Origin of the sequence: Luteibacter flocculans, assembly GCF_023612255.1 — a bacterium.
GTDB classification, from domain to species: Bacteria; Pseudomonadota; Gammaproteobacteria; order Xanthomonadales; family Rhodanobacteraceae; genus Luteibacter; species Luteibacter flocculans.
In genome coordinates this window covers 3,534,114-3,549,791 of sequence record NZ_CP063231.1, presented here as the reverse complement: position 1 = coordinate 3,549,791, position 15,678 = coordinate 3,534,114, and the positions used below count along the sequence as shown (strand labels likewise).

Sequence of the window (15,678 nt, the reverse complement as noted above, 5' to 3'; positions counted from 1 at the left end):
GCATGCGCGGCGACGATGCCAGCATGGCCGTGACGCTCGATGGCGTCACCCTGGTCGAAGGCGGTGGACGGCAGTGCGCGCCACTGCATCTGCGCGGCGGAACGATCGCCGCACAGGGCACGACCCACGATTTCCGCTTGGACCTGCGTGATCACCTGGTTTTCCCTGGGCTCATCAACGCGCACGAGCATCTTCAGGTGAACAACGTGCCGCCGCTGCCTGGCGAGCGCACGTTCTCCAATGCCTATGCGTGGATCGATGCTTTTCAGGCGCACTTCGCAGAGCCGGCAGTCGTGGAAGCGCTGGCCGTGCCGAAAGCGCAGCGTCTGCGGCACGGCGCCTTGAAGAACCTGGTCGCCGGAGCCACCTTCGTGGCGCACCACGATCCGTGGCATCCCGCGCTCGATGCGGCGGACTTTCCGGTCACTCTGCTGCGCGGGCATGGCTGGAGCTACACATTGAACGGGCCGGATTATGGTCCGCCCGTCGAGCAGGCCTTCGCCGCGACGCCAGCGGATCGCCCATGGATGATCCATCTGGCCGAAGGCACCGACGCGATCGCCGCAGCGGAACTGAGCGAACTGGACCGGCGCGGCTGCCTCGCTGCCAACAGCGTGCTCGTGCATGGCGTTGGCCTTCGCGAGCGGGACATCGAGCGCGTGCTTGCGGTCGGTGCTGCCGTTGTCTGGTGTCCGGGCAGCAATCGTCGTCTGCTGGGGCGCTCGCTCGATCCTCGCCGACTGCATGCCGCCGGACGCCTTGCCGTGGGAAGCGACTCGCGCCTCAGCGGCGAGCGCGACCTGTTGGAAGAGTTGCGCCTGGCTTGGCAACGCCGTGATCTGGATGCGGCGCGCCTGCTTGCCCTGGCGACCTCATCCGCGGCACGCATCCTTCGTCTGGCCGATCGCGGTTCGCTCGCCGCCGACAACGTCGCGGATCTCGTCATCGTGCGCGACCGCGGTGGCGATGCCGCCGCCAACCTCGTCCGTCATTCACGTGCCGAGCTGCGCGCCGTGATCCGCAACGGCGTACCACGGATCGCAGATCCCGACTTCGCCGACTGGTTCGCCGCGGCGGGCATCGACACCGTGACGGTCACGCTCGATGGCACGACGAAGCTGCTTGCAAGCGATCTCGCCGATCCGGCGCTCCTGGCGATGGAGCCAGGGCTCATCGCGGTCGGCGACGCACATACGAAACACCCCGCAGAGCGTGTCGCATGAACAGTGTGCCCATCCTGGCGCCCGCCGAGGCGTATGCGCTGTGGGCGGCCGACTATCCGGCGCATGCACACAATCCGGTGATGCAGGCCGAGGAACGCGCCATGCTCGCCCTGCTTCCGGCGAACCTGCATGGCCTGTCGATCCTGGATGCCGGCTGCGGCAGCGGTCGATACATGCGCCACGCCATCGCACGCTGTGCCGCGCAGGTCCTGGGCGTGGATCTCTCGGACGCGATGCTGGCGCGCGCCACCGAGACGCTCGGCCATGCAGCGCACGTCGGCCTGATGCAGGGCAGCCTCGACGCGTTGCCGCTGACGAATGACGTAGCCGACCTGACGCTTTGCGGGCTGACGATCGGGCATCTGGAGCACCTCGAACCGGCGCTCGGCGAGCTGTGTCGCGTGACAAAGCTCGGCGGCACGATCCTGTGCAGCGATGTGCATCCCACCGGCCATGCGTTGGGCTGGCTACGCGACTTCAAGGCAGGCGGTCGCCGTTACGCGGCGCGTCACACGCCCCATCTCTACAGCCACTGGCATGCGGCCTGCGCGCGTCTCGGTCTCGCGATCGAGCGAGTGGTCGAGCCGATGCTCGATCCCGCCGATATTCCCGACGGAGCGCGCTTCGACGCCAGCGCGCTGCATGTGCCGGTGGCGCTGGTCTTCCGTCTGCGCCGCATCGGCGGTGCTTCTCCCGCGGGTCTCCCATGATGCATTCCCCGAACACCTTGCTGGTCAATCCGACCATCACCTCGCGCGCCAGCGCGCGTTTCCCACTGTCGTTGCTGCATCTTTCGGCGGCGCTCGATCGCACGGGCACGAGCCAGATCGTGGATGGCAATGTGGATCGCGACATCGTCGCCGCGACGCTGCGTGCGCTCGACGAGCGTCGCTTCGACGCGGTCGGCATCAGCGTGATGGGCGGGCCGCAGATGGCGCCGTCGATCGAGGTGTCGAACGCCATACGCGAACGCCACCCGCATCTTCCGATCGTGTGGGGCGGGTACTTTCCGACCCTTTACACGGATACTGCGCTGTCCGCGCCGTATGTCGACTACGCCATTCGCGGGCAGGGTGAGGAAAGCCTGCCGGAGTTGCTGGCTGCGCTCGGCCGCGGCGAGACGGATCTCTCGCGCATCGGCGGGCTGTCGTGGAAGCGCGACGGCGCCGTGGTCCACAACCCCAACAGGCGTTTCTCGCTGGGCGATAGCGGCATCGTGCTGCCTTACGACAAGCTGGGCGACCCGCGCCGTTATCTGGCGCCCACGTTCCTTGGACGACGCACGGCGGCCCATCAGGCGGCCATCGGCTGCCGTTTCCGCTGCACGTTCTGCGGTGTGGCGGCGATGTTCGGCGGCACGACGGCCCTGCCGACCGTGGCACGTCTCGAACGCGACTTGGGTTATCTGAAACACACGCTAGGCGCGGATTCCATCCAGTTCTTCGACCACAACTTCTTCGATCGCGAGGAAGACATGGTGCCGCTGCTGGAAGTGATGGCGAAGCTGGAACTGCCGTGGTGGTGCTATGCGCGCTCCGACGCGCTGCTCAAGCTATCGGAGAGTTCCTGGAAACTGGTGCGCAAGAGCCGTCTGCGCATGGCGTACATCGGCGCGGAGTCGCCGAGCGGTGCCATGCTGAAGGAAATCCGCAAGGGTACGCGCCCCGACCAGACGCTGGAGGTGGCCGAGCTGTGCCGTCGCCATGGCGTGATTCCCGAGCTGTCGTTCATGGTCGCGCCGCCCGAGAACACGGAAGCGGAAACGCTGCAGACCTTCGAGTTCATCCGTGAACTGAAGAAGATCAATCCGCAGTCGGAAATCATCGTCTACATCTACACGCCGCTGCCCGAGAGCAGCCGGCACGAGAAGGATCGCGGCAAGCGACCGTCCACGCCCCTGCGCGACCTGCAGGGCGATCCGGTGGTGTTTCCCACCACACCGGAAGAATGGACGGAGAAGCACTGGGTGGATTACGCCTGCCATGCCGACGCGCCGTGGTTGAGCGATGACCTGCGTCGGCATATCCAGGATTTCGTGACGGTGTTGCGTTGCCGTTTTCCCACCGTGCAGGACCTGCGTTCGCCGCCGTGGGCCAAGCGCGGCCTGAGCGCCGTGGCCGCCTGGCGTTACCACCGCCGTCGCTACGACAAGCCGTGGGAACTGAATCTCGCCAACCGGCTGGTGCGCCTGCGGCTGCCGCAAGTATCCGGGCTCTAGGCCCCGCGATGCACACCGCGCTGGTCAACTTTCCGCTCGCCCCCGCGGGGCTCGCACCTGACGAGGTACTCACGCGGTGGCCGTCGTTGCGCGATATCGCCGAGATCGTGGCGAGTGCCGGCACGCGCGTCACCGTCGTGCAGATGGCCGAGGCCGATGCGCGCATCCAGCGCGACGGCATCGACTATCGCTTCATCGACGCGCGCGGCATGCGCGGTGCGCGCCATCTCGGGCGGCGCGTGGCGCACGCTCTGGCGGAGATCGGTGTCGATCTCGTCCACGTGCATGGCCTTGGTTTCGCCCGTCATGCCTCGTCGTTGCGCCGGCACCTCCCCGGGCCGCCTATCCTTATCCAGGACCACGCCGATGGCGCACCGCGCGGTTGGCGGCGACTGGCGTGGCGCGGCTGGTATCGCGCGGCCTCCGCCGTGGCGTTCACGTCGCTGGCACAAGCAGCGCCATTCGCTCCTCTTCTTGACCGGCGCACGCACATCTATGCCATTGCGGAAAGCACCAGCCGCTTCACGCCGGGCGACCGCGAAGCGGCGCGGGGTGCCTGCGGACTCCATGGCGATCCTTGCATCGTGTCGGTCGGTCATCTCGCCGCTGGCAAGGACCCGTTGACGATGCTGGATGGCGTGGCGCGTGCCGTTGAACGCCTCCCTGGGCTGCAACTGTGGTGCGCCTTCGGCACTGCGCCGCTGCTCGACAAGGTGCGTGAACGCATCGCCGGCGACGAACGTCTTGCGGAGCGCGTGCATTTGCTGGGGCGCGTGCCGCACGCCGAGATCGAACAATTCATGCGCTCCGCGGACCTCTTCGTGTCCGCCAGCCTCGCCGAGGGTGCGGGGTATTCTCTGCTCGAAGCGATGGCGTGCGGTGCGGTTCCGGTGGTGACGGATATTCCCGCCTTTCGCGAGGTGACCGGGGGTGGTCAGGTTGGCCGGCTATGGCCGCCCGGCGATGCCGCCGCGTTCGGCGAGGCGCTCGTCGCTGCCGCCTATACTGCGGCCGATCGGCGCGCAGTCCGCGAGCATTTCGATGCGACGCTTTCGTTCAGCGCATTGGGCCGCCAGTGGGCGTCTGCCTATGCGTCGCTGCTGGGCGAGGATCGCGCATGAAGATCGCCATGGTGTTGCCGGGCGGCGTGGATCGCGGTGGCGAGGCGCGCGTCATACCAGTGTTTCTTGCGCTCATCGAGCGCCTCGCGCGCGTTCACGAGGTTCATGTGTTCGCGCTGCATCAGGAAAAAGAGCCCGGCATCTGGCCGCTGCGTGGTGCCACCATCCACAATATTGGCGAAGGTCGCACGGTCTGGCGCGCCATCGGCGCGGTGATCGCCGAGCACCGCAAGGCGCCGTTTCATCTGGTCCATGCGATCTTCTCCGGGCACTGCAGCTTCATCGCCGTGGCAGCTGCGACGTGGTTGCGCCTCCCCAGCCTCGTGCATATCGCAGGCGGCGAACTGGTAGCACTCGATGCCATCGGGTACGGCGGCCGCCGCACATGGCGTGGACGGTTGCGCGAGGCGATCGTGTTGCGTCTTGCCCACGTCGTCACGGCGGCCAGTCGGCCTATTCTGGATGCGCTGCGCACACTTGGCATCGAGGCGCGGCGGATGCCATTGGGTGTGGACACGGCGGCGTGGACACCGCGCGCCCCGCGTCCGCGTGGCGACGGCCCGGCACGCCTTATCCACGTCGCGAGCCTCAACAAGGTGAAGGACCAGGGCACGTTGCTGCGAGCGCTGGCCAAGCTGATCCATGCCGGCATGGCGATCGAACTGCACATGATCGGCGTGGACACGCTGGCCGGTGAGGCGGCGCGTCTGGCACAGCACCTGGGCATCGAACGCCAGGTGAGCTTTCTCGGCTTTCGCACGCAGCGCGAGTTGCTTCCTTTGCTTGCGGAGGCCGACCTGCTGGTGATGTCGTCCTTGCACGAGGCGGGCCCGCTGGTGACGTTGGAGGCGGCCGTGCTGGGCGTGCCTACGGTGGGCACCGCTGTCGGGCACATCGCCGAGTGGTCGCCATCGGCCGCCGTGGCTGTACCGCCGGGTGACGTGCATGCACTGGCAGACGCGATCCATCGCGTGCTCGACGACGACGGCTTGCGCATGCGTCTGGCTGCCGAGGCGCAACGACGCGCGCTGGCCGAAGACGCCGATTACACCGCGAGCACCTTTCTGGCGATCTATGCAGAGCGGGTTGCAGGCTCGCGCCACGGCTAAGCGGCGACGTGTTCCAGGGCTTTACGCACGACGTACAAGGTATCCATACGTGGAATCGGGCGCGTCAGCCAGGTGAGCAGGCGGCGGCGATGGCCCTGGGTGACCCAGTCCTGCCCTTGCAGCCAGACCTGTGTACGCACCATGTCCGCGCGTTCTTCGATGGCTTCCTTCGTGGGCCGCAGACGCTGGCCGAGCAGGCGTGCCGCTTCGCCCGGCGTACGCGACCACTCGACTCCCGGCAACGCATGCAGCCAGAGATTCGAGCACGACACGTCGGTGATGCGCCGTGTACGCATGGCCGTGCGCAGCACGACGGGACAATCCGTGCGCAGCCTTGCCAGCACGGGCGCGGGAACGGCGTCGCGGTAGTAGCGGGCGACGAGGCGTAAGGGCGGGTAGGCCCACCAGGGCGTTTGCGCCGCCCATAGCACGGCCCAGTCCTCGTGGCGCATGCGCGTCGCCAATAGCGCGATGTCGTTGAGATGGATGAGGCGCAGGCTGCGCCCGCAGAGATTGCCCGCCGCATGCAGCAGCAGATGCGCCATCAACGCACCCATGCCGGGATACGCATTGAGGCCCGGTTGCGCGTCGTGCGGCCAGACCTGCGCGGTAATGTCGACCGTGCTGACGGGAAGTCGCTCGTGCACGCGCGTATGCAGCTCGATGTTGATCGGCGTGTCGCTGTGTTCTCCCAACGTGGCGACCGCACGACCGTCCTGAGGCTTGAACACGCGGTGCTTCCACTGCGCGAAGGCCTCGGTATAACCGAGCGAGACGAGCAGCGCGGCGGTCGCATCGGCGTGCCGATCCTCCACGAGCAGATCGACGTCGGCCATCGGGCGATCGCCTGGCGCATACAGCCCAAGGGCGTGCAGCGCGGCGCCTTTCAGCGCTACCAGCGGGATCCCTAGGGCTTGCGCACCCTCGTGAATGCGCGCGAGCAACGACGCGATGCGCTCGTGCCGTAGCGCCACGTGCTGGCGCTGCTCGACCAGGAACCGCCGCCATGCCGGGTGCTGCCAGGTGGAGAAGCGGCAGAGCAGGGGCGAGATGCCGTGCGCGACGGCGGCTGCGGTGGCGAGTTGCCATTCCACGGCGGTCCACGCCGGCATGTCGTTACCCGGCCGGGCCAGCGCGAGTTCCGTGGCGAGCGTCTCGGTCGTGCGGCGCAAACCGTGCCTGACCTGTTTCAGTGGCGGCAGCGACGACGCGCTCACAGCGGCAACGCCACGTTTTGCGGCGCGAGCCGTGGCAGCGTCGGTCGCTCGCTGCGATGGCTTCGCTCGCTGGCGATCAAGGCATCCCAGCCGGCACGCAAGGCTACGACGGCGCATTCGTCCCGTTCGCCCTGTTGCAGGTTCACCTGCTCGTGCAGAAGATCGCGGAAGCGCCGATAGAACTCGGAGTCGTATACGCCACGAAACATCATCGCGAGGTCGGCGCTGTCGTCCCAGTGCGTCTTTGCACCGAGCTGCGCCTTCACTTCCTCGAAGAACTTCGTGCCAGGCAGGGGATAGGACACGCTGACCCCGACGTCGTCCGGTGCGGCGCGCGTGACGAGTTCGCGCGTAGCGAGCAGGTCGTCGAGTTCCTCGCCGAGATAACCCAGCTGGATGAAGAAGCCGACGCGGATGCCGGCTGCGCCGAGGCGCTTCCGCGCGGCGACGAGGTCGGGTACATGGGTGCCCTTGGTCATGCGGTCGAGGACGCGCTGGCTGCCGCTTTCCGCGCCGATCCACGCCTCGGCGCAGCCGGCTTTTGCCAGGGCAGCGACCATGCGTTCACTGGCGAGATCCGCACGCGTCTGGATAGTGAACGGCACCGAGCCGTTCGCTTCGTGCAGCAACGTAGCGAGCCGATCCACCCAGTCGACGTGAAAGCCGAAGATGTCGTCGGCCATCCAGATGTGGTCGGGTGCGAAGGCCTGCTTGAGATAGGTCATCTCCGCGGCGACTTCTTCGGCGGAGCGCTGGTTGTAGTAATTGCCCCAGATGGGTTTTGCGCACCAGTTGCAACGGAACGGGCAGCCGCGGGACGCCGCCATGTTGAGGCTGAAATAGCCATGGCGCTGCCGCCAGAACGTCCGATAGCGCTCGATGTCGAGCAGATCCCAGGCGGGCTGGCCGACCACGCGCGGATCGGGTGGCACTGGCCCCATGCGCACGACATGGGGCTTACCCTCCACCATCGTCGCCACGCCCGGTAAGCCGTCTGCCCATGCCTGCGCATTTGCATGAGGCTCGCGCTCGAAGCGTTCGACGAGGGCGGTCAGTGCGGCGATGCCTTCGCCGATCAACACCACATCGGCACCGGCAGCAAGGAAGGGCTCGGGATGGTCGGAGGCGTCCGACCCGGCCACGATCACGCGCGCGCCTGCGGCCCGCGCTTCGCCGATCATGCGGCACGCCGCTTCGCGCATGCGGCCGAGGCACATCTTCGTGAGGAAGTTGAAATTGTCTTCGTAGAACACGACCAGGTCCGGTCGCGCGTCGTGCAGCGCCGTGGCGTAATCTTCGACGCCGTCGGCAAGCATGGCGTCGAACAGCGAGGGTTCGTGGCCCATGCGGCGCAGCAGCGCGGCGATCTGGATCGTGGCGAGCGGGGGGTAGGGTTTGCCGCGTTCCCATTGCTTCCTGTCGTAGCGAACGAAATAGGAGTGGCCTACCTGGATCTTCAGCATCGGGAGAAGCCTCAACAAACCATCGGGATGCCGCGCGGTAAGACGCTGCATGGCCGTGAGTGCCGGACGGTGAGGCAGGGGTTGCGGGGTGTTTGCGCCTTGAAAAACTGGAGGAGCCGCGATGGCGGCGAGAAGGGCTTGCTGGTGGGAGCCAGCCTGCTGGCGATGGGAGCTTGCCTCGCTGCTACACCGCTTCGTTGGCTTTTCGCCACCAGGGTGGCTCCCACCATTGCTTCGTTGTCTTCGTCTTCTCGCCGCAATGGCGGCTCCCTCACATAAGGGCGACGCAACCTTTCACGTATGCGCCGGCACCAACGGGCCCATGCGCTGGGGCGCAGGATCACCGATCGGCCATGATGATTCGCGACGACGTTTTCCCTTGCGCAGACCCCGCGGCGGATCCCTTCGGCGAGCGACTTATGCCGGCCGTGTGCATGAGTCGGCACGTGCTGGGTGGCCGCTTCCGCTTCGAGAGCGACAGCGCGGAGCTGCTGTCGCTTGTGGAGTCGGCGTATGGCCGCCTGCCGGCGCATCGGTTTGCCCACATGTCGCCGGAGTTCCGCATCGAGCTGCGCGTCGTCAGGCGCGGCGACAAGGCGAGTGCGGCAGAGCCACCACCCGTCCACATGCAGAGCGGCATGGGCTTATTCGGTGGCGTGGTGGACGCGTGGAACTACGTGCTGCTGTCGCCCGCGCAACGGCGTGGCCTGATCGTCGTCTCGGAAGACCGGCTGCAATTTCCTTATCACGTGCGCTACGAGCTGATCGAATTCGCCGTGTTTCTCCTTGCCGCGCGTGTGCAGAATCTCGTGCCATTGCATGGTGCGTGCGTCGGCAGCGACGGACATGGCGTGCTGTTGCTGGGCGCGAGCGGCGCTGGCAAGTCCACGTTGTCGTTGCAGGCGTTGTTGGAAGGCATGGACTTCCTCGCTGAGGATGGCGTCTTCGTACATCCGGAGAGCCTTCTCGCCACCGGCGTCGCCAACTTTATTCACCTGAAGCAGGAGGCGCTGCGCTTCGTCGACAACCCGTCAACGCGACAGTGGGTCGAAACCTCGCCGACCATTCGGCGCCGCAGCGGCGTGGTGAAGCACGAGGTCGATCTGCGCGACGGTCCGGGCCGCGCGGCGGCTGCTCCACTGCGTCTGGCCGCGGCAGTCATCGTCTCGTCGCAACCGGCCGACGATCCGAAGCGATTGCTCGTCCCATTGCCGTGGGAGCGCGTCGCCTGGACGCTTGCCGCCGACCAGCCTTATGCGGCAGCACAGCCGGGATGGGATCGTTTCGTGCAGCGCGTGGCACGCCTCGGCGTCTACGAGCTGCGTCGGGGCGCGCATCCACGTGACGCAGTGGCCGTGCTGCGGCACCTCGTGGACAAGGCGAGCAGGGTAGCGTCGGGCCGTGCGTGATTCGGCGCCTCGCACGCCGTCGCTGCGCGTCTTGTGGGACAGCCTGCCGCGCGGCGTGGGGCCGACACTCGCCCTCTACGTGGCGCTGTCGCTCGGCGGCGCTCTCGCCGGCAGCGTGGCTGCCGTTCTGCTGGTGCCGTTGGTGCAACCGTCCGACGGCGTGGCACTGCCGCATTTTCTCGCCATGCTTCCCGGTGGCGAAGCAGCGATCGGTGCCTTCGTGGCGGCGTCCGCGCTGTTTGCGGTACTCCGCTGGCAGGCGGCGCGCCTGGGCGCGCACCTCGTCGCGAACTACGGCTTGAGCCTGCGCCGCCGCGTGCAGGCTCGTCTGGTCGATGCGCCGCTGGTGCGGCTGGCGGGCACCACGTCGGCGGAGATTGCCAACGTGCTTACGCACAACGTGGAGATCGCCGTCCAGGGTTTCACCGCGTTGCAGCAGTTGCTGGTGGCAGGAACCACCGCAGCGGTGAGTCTGGCTTTCGCCTTCTGGGTATCGCCGCCACTGATGCTCGCTGCGCCCGCCATCGCCCTGGTCGGGTTCCTGGTGTCGCGTACCTTCGGGCGCGAGCAGGCCGAGGTCAGCCGGCGATACGTGGCCGACATGACCCATCTGTTCTGGCAAAGTGAGGACGTGCCGCGTCGGTTGCGTCACCTGCGCTCCTATGGCCGCGAGGCCGCGGAGAAAGCGCGTTACGCCGAGGCAGCCGCGCAACTCGGGCGAGGTTACGCGCGCCAGCTCGAACTCGTGGCCTCGGGGCGCCTGCTGCTGGAATGGACGGCCACCGTTGGCATCGCCGGATTGTTCGTCCTGGCTCGGCATTGGAAGGGCGTGGACACATCCTCGCTCATCGCCGTGTGTCTTCTGCTCGGGCGCCTGTTGCCGTACCTCGTGTCCACTCGGCAAAGCTTCCAGCAATTGCATTCGGCCATTCCCGCGCTGGATCTGTGGCGGTCGTACATGGCCGTGGAAGCCGATGCGCCGTCTCGGTCGGACGCCGATGCGTTTGCCGACACAGAAACCATCCGGATCGACCGCGTGCGGGTCTGTCCGCCGGCTGGTGGCATCGAACTCGCGGACCTCGTGCTTGCGCCGGGCGAGCTGACCTTCATCGCTGGCGACTCGGGCGTCGGCAAGAGCAGTCTCGTCGACGTGCTGGCGGGCATGCTGCCGCCCGTCGTTTTCGCCGCACGGGCGGGAGGGGTGCCGCTCGACTTCGAGGCGTATCGCGCGCGGGTGCGGCGCGGCGCCTATGTAAGCCAGGGCGTCCGGCCCTGGCAGCGCACCGTGCGTGAATGCCTGGCCTGGGCGGCACCGAAGGCGGATGAGACCAGGCTGCGCGAGGCGCTTGCCGACGTGGGCCTGCTTCGCCGTCTGGACGATGACCCGGCGGGGCTCGACCTGCCACTGATGGGTTCGGCGAATCGTCTCTCCGGGGGCGAACTGCAACGCCTGTTGCTGGCCCAGGTGCTGCTTCGCGAGCCGCGCCTGGCGGTGCTCGATGAGGCCACCAGTGCGCTCGACGCCGCGTCGGAGCTGGCTGTGCTCGGTGCGTTGAAGCGGCGTCTGCCCCACACGACGCTATTGGTCGTGTCGCATCGTCCGGGCGTGGCGGTCCTGGCCGACCGGCAGGTGGTCCTCGGTGACGTCCGGGCGGCGGTCACGGCTCTCCCATCCGCCCCCTCCGCCGATCGGTCTATTGCCCAATAGAGAGCGGAAGCCTAACGTCGGCACCGGGACCAGGGAGAAACGCGATGCGTCTTCGTCTTCGAAACGCCGCCCTCGCCATCGGGGGCGTGCTGTGCATGGTGGCGGGTGCCGCGAGCGGTCCCGGCCGCCCGTCGTTCGATGCGCTGGCGGGCACACGCCATCGCGCGCTACCCGGGCAGAGCGATCCCTGCGGGCTGCACCGCCCCATCGCAGGCATCTGCCATCTGCTTCGCCCCGTGCGCGGCTGAAGCGTCCGTCTCGCCTTAGAGCCACCTGTTCGGCGTAGGATGCCGAGCAAGGCAGGGTGATGACGGCGGAGGATCGTTTGGAAGAGGACGTGTGGGAGCGCAAATACCATCTTGCGCTGGAGCGGATGGAACGCGACGAGCGCGAGTTCCAGGCCGTGGAAGAATTGCTGCGTCGCCTGGCCCTGCGTCTTGCAGCGCTCGTCCGGAATCCCGATGACGACGTGGATGCCTTGCTCGGCCGGCTCACGGCGGCCTTGCGCTACGGCCCCTCGGCGGCGTCGATCGAACCGTTGCTGGACGCCTTGTCGGAAGCCGTGACCCGCGCGGACGAACGCGCAGGCATCGAGTCGCCGGCCGGGCAGTCCGAGGCCGACGTCGGCGACATCGCCGAAGGCGACACTGCGACGGTCGCTGCCCTGCGCGCCGACATGGCGAGATTGCAGGAACTGCTTGCCGTGGTCAGCGCCCGCCTGGGCGACATGGCACGCTATCTGGCCGGTGAACTGGAGGAAACCGCGGCAGGTGAGGGCGCAGACCGTGCGCTCGACGCACGCGTGCGCGAAGAAATGCGCGAACTCGGCGAAAAGACGCTCGCGGCCGCGGACCTCGTCAGCCTGCAGGCGGAGGTGACGGCACGCCTTTCGCTCATCGACCAGCATTTCCGCGAGCACCGGGAACGCGAGGACGCACGCCTCGCCACCTATCGCGAGCGCGCCGCGCGAATGCATCACCGTGTGGAAGAACTGGAAAGCCAGGCGACCTCGCTGCAGGACTCCCTGCGTCGCGAACACGAACTGGCGTTGACCGATGGCCTCACGGGCCTGCCCAACCGCCTTGCCTACGAACGGCGCATGGCGGACGTGGAGAGCGAGGTGCGCGCGGGTACCGGCGTCGCCTGCGTGGGGGCCTTCGACATCGATCACTTCAAGGCCATCAACGACACGTACGGTCATGCGGCCGGCGACGCCGTGCTGCGGATCGTCGGTCAGGCGTTGGCGCGCGAATTGGAAGGCCGCGCGTTTGTCGCGCGCTACGGCGGCGAGGAGTTCGCCGTGGTCTTTCACGATGCGTCTCCCGCCGAGGCTGAGGCGCAGGCGCAGGATCTGTGCGCGATGGTCGCAAAGCTCGCCTTCCATGCGAGCTCCAAGCCGGTCACGGTGACGATGTCCGGCGGCATCACGCGCTTCAACGCGAGCGACAGCGTGGCCGTTGCGTTCGATCGGGCCGATCGCGCGCTGTATGCCGCGAAGCGGGCAGGGCGGAATCGCTGCGTCCTGGTCTGAGGATCATTTCACCGGCTCCATGCCGCGACGCGTCATAATGGCCCACCCTCCGTGTCCGAAGAGGCCAGCAGACCCATGGAAGCCACGACAGACAGCCGCCCCGACACCAGCGCGGCGGCGCAGCCCGAGGCCACCGTCGAGCGCGGCGAGGTGCGTTTCACCGTCCTCACCCCGCGACTCGTCCGCATGGAGTGGAGCGCCGATGGCGTCTTTCGCGATGGCCGCACGCAAATAGTCGTGCATCGTGCGCTCGACGTGCCGCCCTTCGAGCTGAGCGAGGACGATCATCTTCTGCGGATCGACACGGGCCATCTGCGGCTGCGCTATGAAAAGGGCACGGGCCGCTTCACGGCTGAGAACCTGTCGGTGCGCGTTCGCCACGACGGCGGCCACGTGACCTGGCGTCCCGGCGACACGCAGGCGCGCAACCTCGGCGGCACCTACCGCACACTCGATCGCTACGATGGCGACACCTGGCAGGACGGCAGCAAGCTGCCGCTCGAAGAGGGCCTGATCGCGCGCGATGGCTGGCACCTGGTGGACGACACCGAAAGCTTCGGTCTCGACGACGAAGGCTGGGTCGTCGAGCGACCGGCGGGCGAGCGACAGGATCTCTATTTCTTCGGCTACGGTCTCGATTACCGCGCCGCGCTGTCCGATTTTGCGGCAATCGCCGGCCCGCAGCCGATGCCGCCGCGCTTCGTCTTCGGGTACTGGTGGTCGCGCTACTGGAACTATGCCGACGACGAATTGCGCACGCTGGGCGCGCGCTTTGAGAAAGAGCGCATTCCGCTCGACGTGCTCGTGCTGGATATGGACTGGCACACCACGCCGGGCCTGTCGCTGCGGCCTGGGCATGAGCAGAAGGACGTGTTCGGCGAAGCCTCGGGCTGGACCGGCTACACCTTCAACCGCAGCCTGTTCCCCGACCCCGAAGGCTTCATGCGCTGGGCGCACGGGCAGAACCTGCGCATCACGCTCAATCTCCATCCCGCGTCGGGCGTGATGCCGCACGAAGAAAAATACGCGGCCATGGCGAAGGCACTGTCGTGGGACACCTCGACGCAGGCGCCGATTCCGTTCGAAGGCACCTCTCAGCCGTACATGCGAGCGCTGTTCGACACGATCTTGAATCCGCTCGAAGCACAAGGCGTGGATTTCTGGTGGCTCGACTGGCAGCAGTGGCCGGAGTCGAAGGCGCATCCGGGGCTGTCGAACACGTGGTGGCTCAATCATGTGTTCTTTACCGAAATGCAGCGCGACGGCGATCGCCGCGGCTTGATCTACCACCGCTGGGGCGGTCTCGGAAATCATCGCTATCCGATCGGCTTTTCCGGCGACAGCGTGATCTCCTGGACCTCGCTCGCCTACCAGCCCCATTTCACGGCGATGGCTTCCAACGTGCTCTATGGGTACTGGAGCCATGACATCGGCGGGCACACGTTCCACAAACACATCCCGCGGCCCGAGCGTCACCTGGAACCCGAGCTTTACGCACGCTGGATGCAACTGGGCGTGTTCAGTCCCGTGTTGCGTACGCACTCGGCGAAGGAGCCGAGCCTGCACAAGGAACCCTGGCATTTCGGTCCGCCCTATGGCGACGCGATCTTCGCCGCGATACGCCTGCGCTACCAGCTCGCACCGTACATCTACGCGGCCGCGCGTCATGCCTACGACACGGGCGTCTCGCTCGTGCGGCCGATGTACTACCACTGGCCCGAGCACGAGGAAGCGTACGCGCATCCGGCCCAGTACATGTTCGGCAACGACATCCTCGTGGCGCCGGTCACGGTGCCGGTCGGCGACGATGGCACGGCGCCGTTCCCGGTGTGGCTGCCGCCGGGCACGTGGTACAGCCATGACGGTGCGGAGTCGTACCTCGGTGGCGGGATGCTCGAACGCACCTACACCTTGGAAGAAATTCCCATCTTCGTGCGACCCGGCAGCGTGCTTCCGCTGTATCCGGAAGGTATGCGCGATCTCGCGAGCGTGCCCGATACGATCATCCTGCAGGTCTTCCCCGGCGCCGAGGGACACACGGCGCTGTACGACGACGACGGCGCGACTCAGGGCTACCAGCGCGGCGAATTCGCCCGGACCTGTGTGCGCAGCCGACGTGGCGATCGTGCGCATCGCGTGCACGTGGATCGCATGGACGGGAGCTACGCCGGTTGTCCGTCGCGGCGCCGTTATGTCATCGAATTGCTCGATGCGGGCATTCCCGAAAGTGTGGAAGTGAACGGCCGGCGGCTGCGCTACAGCGCCACGCCGCAGCCGGGTACTTGGCTGTTCGATGCGGCATGGCTGTGCGTCCGCGTGGACCTCGGGCTCGTATCCGTCCATGAACAGCACGACGTGGTGGCGCGTTTCGCGCCCGAACATGCACCGCCGAAGGGGCTGCTGCATCGCATGCGCCGCGCGGCCGATGCCGTGAGGTATCTCAAGCAGGTGTGGGGCGATATCTCCGCATTGCCTGACGAGGTGAACCTCGCCGGGCAGGCAGCACGCGTGCTTTCCTACGCGGTGGACGAGGGCGACGATCAGGGCAGGGCCGAGCGCTTCACCGAGGCGGTGCAGGCCTTCGAGGCGCGCTTTGCCGCCTTGCCGACCAGCGTGGAGGCCACGCCGATCGACGATGCGTTCAAACGCGGGTTCGCCGACATGCTCGGGCGCTGACGC

At 67.2% G+C, this 15,678-nt stretch carries 12 protein-coding genes; 10 read left to right on the top strand and 2 right to left on the bottom strand.

What is annotated here, in order from left to right:
- Positions 1-2 precede the first annotated feature (2 nt).
- The 5 genes from IM816_RS15455 to IM816_RS15435 are packed head-to-tail and all read left to right on the top strand — an operon-like array spanning position 3 to position 5,671.
- Positions 3-1,223 (top strand): amidohydrolase family protein, encoded by a 1,221-nt coding sequence (locus tag IM816_RS15455; RefSeq protein ID WP_250338764.1) that lies wholly within the window; start codon positions 3-5, stop codon positions 1,221-1,223.
- Positions 1,220-1,933, top strand: coding sequence for a class I SAM-dependent methyltransferase (locus IM816_RS15450; protein ID WP_250338763.1), 714 nt, complete (start codon positions 1,220-1,222; stop codon positions 1,931-1,933). Before IM816_RS15455 ends, IM816_RS15450 begins: the two co-directional genes overlap by 4 nt.
- Complete coding sequence (locus IM816_RS15445) at positions 1,930-3,441, top strand: B12-binding domain-containing radical SAM protein (RefSeq protein ID WP_250338762.1); 1,512 nt, start codon at positions 1,930-1,932, stop codon at positions 3,439-3,441. The genes IM816_RS15450 and IM816_RS15445 overlap by 4 nt, the downstream gene beginning before the upstream one ends.
- A gap of 8 nt (positions 3,442-3,449) precedes the next feature.
- A complete protein-coding gene (locus IM816_RS15440) occupies positions 3,450-4,562 on the top strand; it encodes a glycosyltransferase family 4 protein (RefSeq protein ID WP_250338761.1) in 1,113 nt (370 codons plus the stop codon).
- Positions 4,559-5,671 carry a glycosyltransferase family 4 protein gene (locus IM816_RS15435; RefSeq protein ID WP_250338760.1) on the top strand — a complete coding sequence of 371 codons (1,113 nt, stop codon included), beginning with the start codon at positions 4,559-4,561 and terminating at the stop codon, positions 5,669-5,671. The genes IM816_RS15440 and IM816_RS15435 overlap by 4 nt, the downstream gene beginning before the upstream one ends.
- On the opposite strand, the gene IM816_RS15430 is transcribed toward IM816_RS15435, so the two are convergent.
- Both IM816_RS15430 and IM816_RS15425 read right to left on the bottom strand, forming a co-directional pair.
- On the bottom strand, positions 5,668-6,888 hold the full coding sequence (locus tag IM816_RS15430; protein WP_250338759.1) for a nucleotidyltransferase family protein: 1,221 nt from the start codon (positions 6,886-6,888) through the stop codon (positions 5,668-5,670). The genes IM816_RS15435 and IM816_RS15430 overlap by 4 nt on opposite strands.
- A complete protein-coding gene (locus IM816_RS15425; protein WP_250338758.1) occupies positions 6,885-8,351 on the bottom strand; it encodes a B12-binding domain-containing radical SAM protein in 1,467 nt (488 codons plus the stop codon). The genes IM816_RS15430 and IM816_RS15425 overlap by 4 nt, the downstream gene beginning before the upstream one ends.
- A gap of 353 nt (positions 8,352-8,704) precedes the next feature.
- Here IM816_RS15425 and IM816_RS15420 point away from each other — a divergent pair, with 353 nt between their 5' ends.
- From IM816_RS15420 to IM816_RS15400, 5 genes are all read left to right on the top strand, one after another.
- Positions 8,705-9,760: a phosphoenolpyruvate carboxykinase (ATP) gene (locus IM816_RS15420; RefSeq protein ID WP_250338757.1), complete on the top strand. Its 1,056-nt coding sequence runs from the start codon at positions 8,705-8,707 to the stop codon at positions 9,758-9,760.
- Complete coding sequence (locus tag IM816_RS15415) at positions 9,753-11,468, top strand: ATP-binding cassette domain-containing protein (protein WP_250338756.1); 1,716 nt, start codon at positions 9,753-9,755, stop codon at positions 11,466-11,468. The genes IM816_RS15420 and IM816_RS15415 overlap by 8 nt, the downstream gene beginning before the upstream one ends.
- Positions 11,469-11,512: 44 nt before the next feature.
- A complete protein-coding gene (locus tag IM816_RS15410) occupies positions 11,513-11,716 on the top strand; it encodes a hypothetical protein (RefSeq protein ID WP_250338755.1) in 204 nt (67 codons plus the stop codon).
- A gap of 59 nt (positions 11,717-11,775) precedes the next feature.
- Positions 11,776-12,999 carry a GGDEF domain-containing protein gene (locus IM816_RS15405; RefSeq protein ID WP_250338754.1) on the top strand — a complete coding sequence of 408 codons (1,224 nt, stop codon included), beginning with the start codon at positions 11,776-11,778 and terminating at the stop codon, positions 12,997-12,999.
- 75 nt (positions 13,000-13,074) lie between these two features.
- Entirely contained in the window at positions 13,075-15,675 is a 2,601-nt protein-coding gene (locus IM816_RS15400; RefSeq protein WP_250338753.1) for a glycoside hydrolase family 31 protein, read from the top strand.
- Positions 15,676-15,678: the final 3 nt, after the last annotated feature.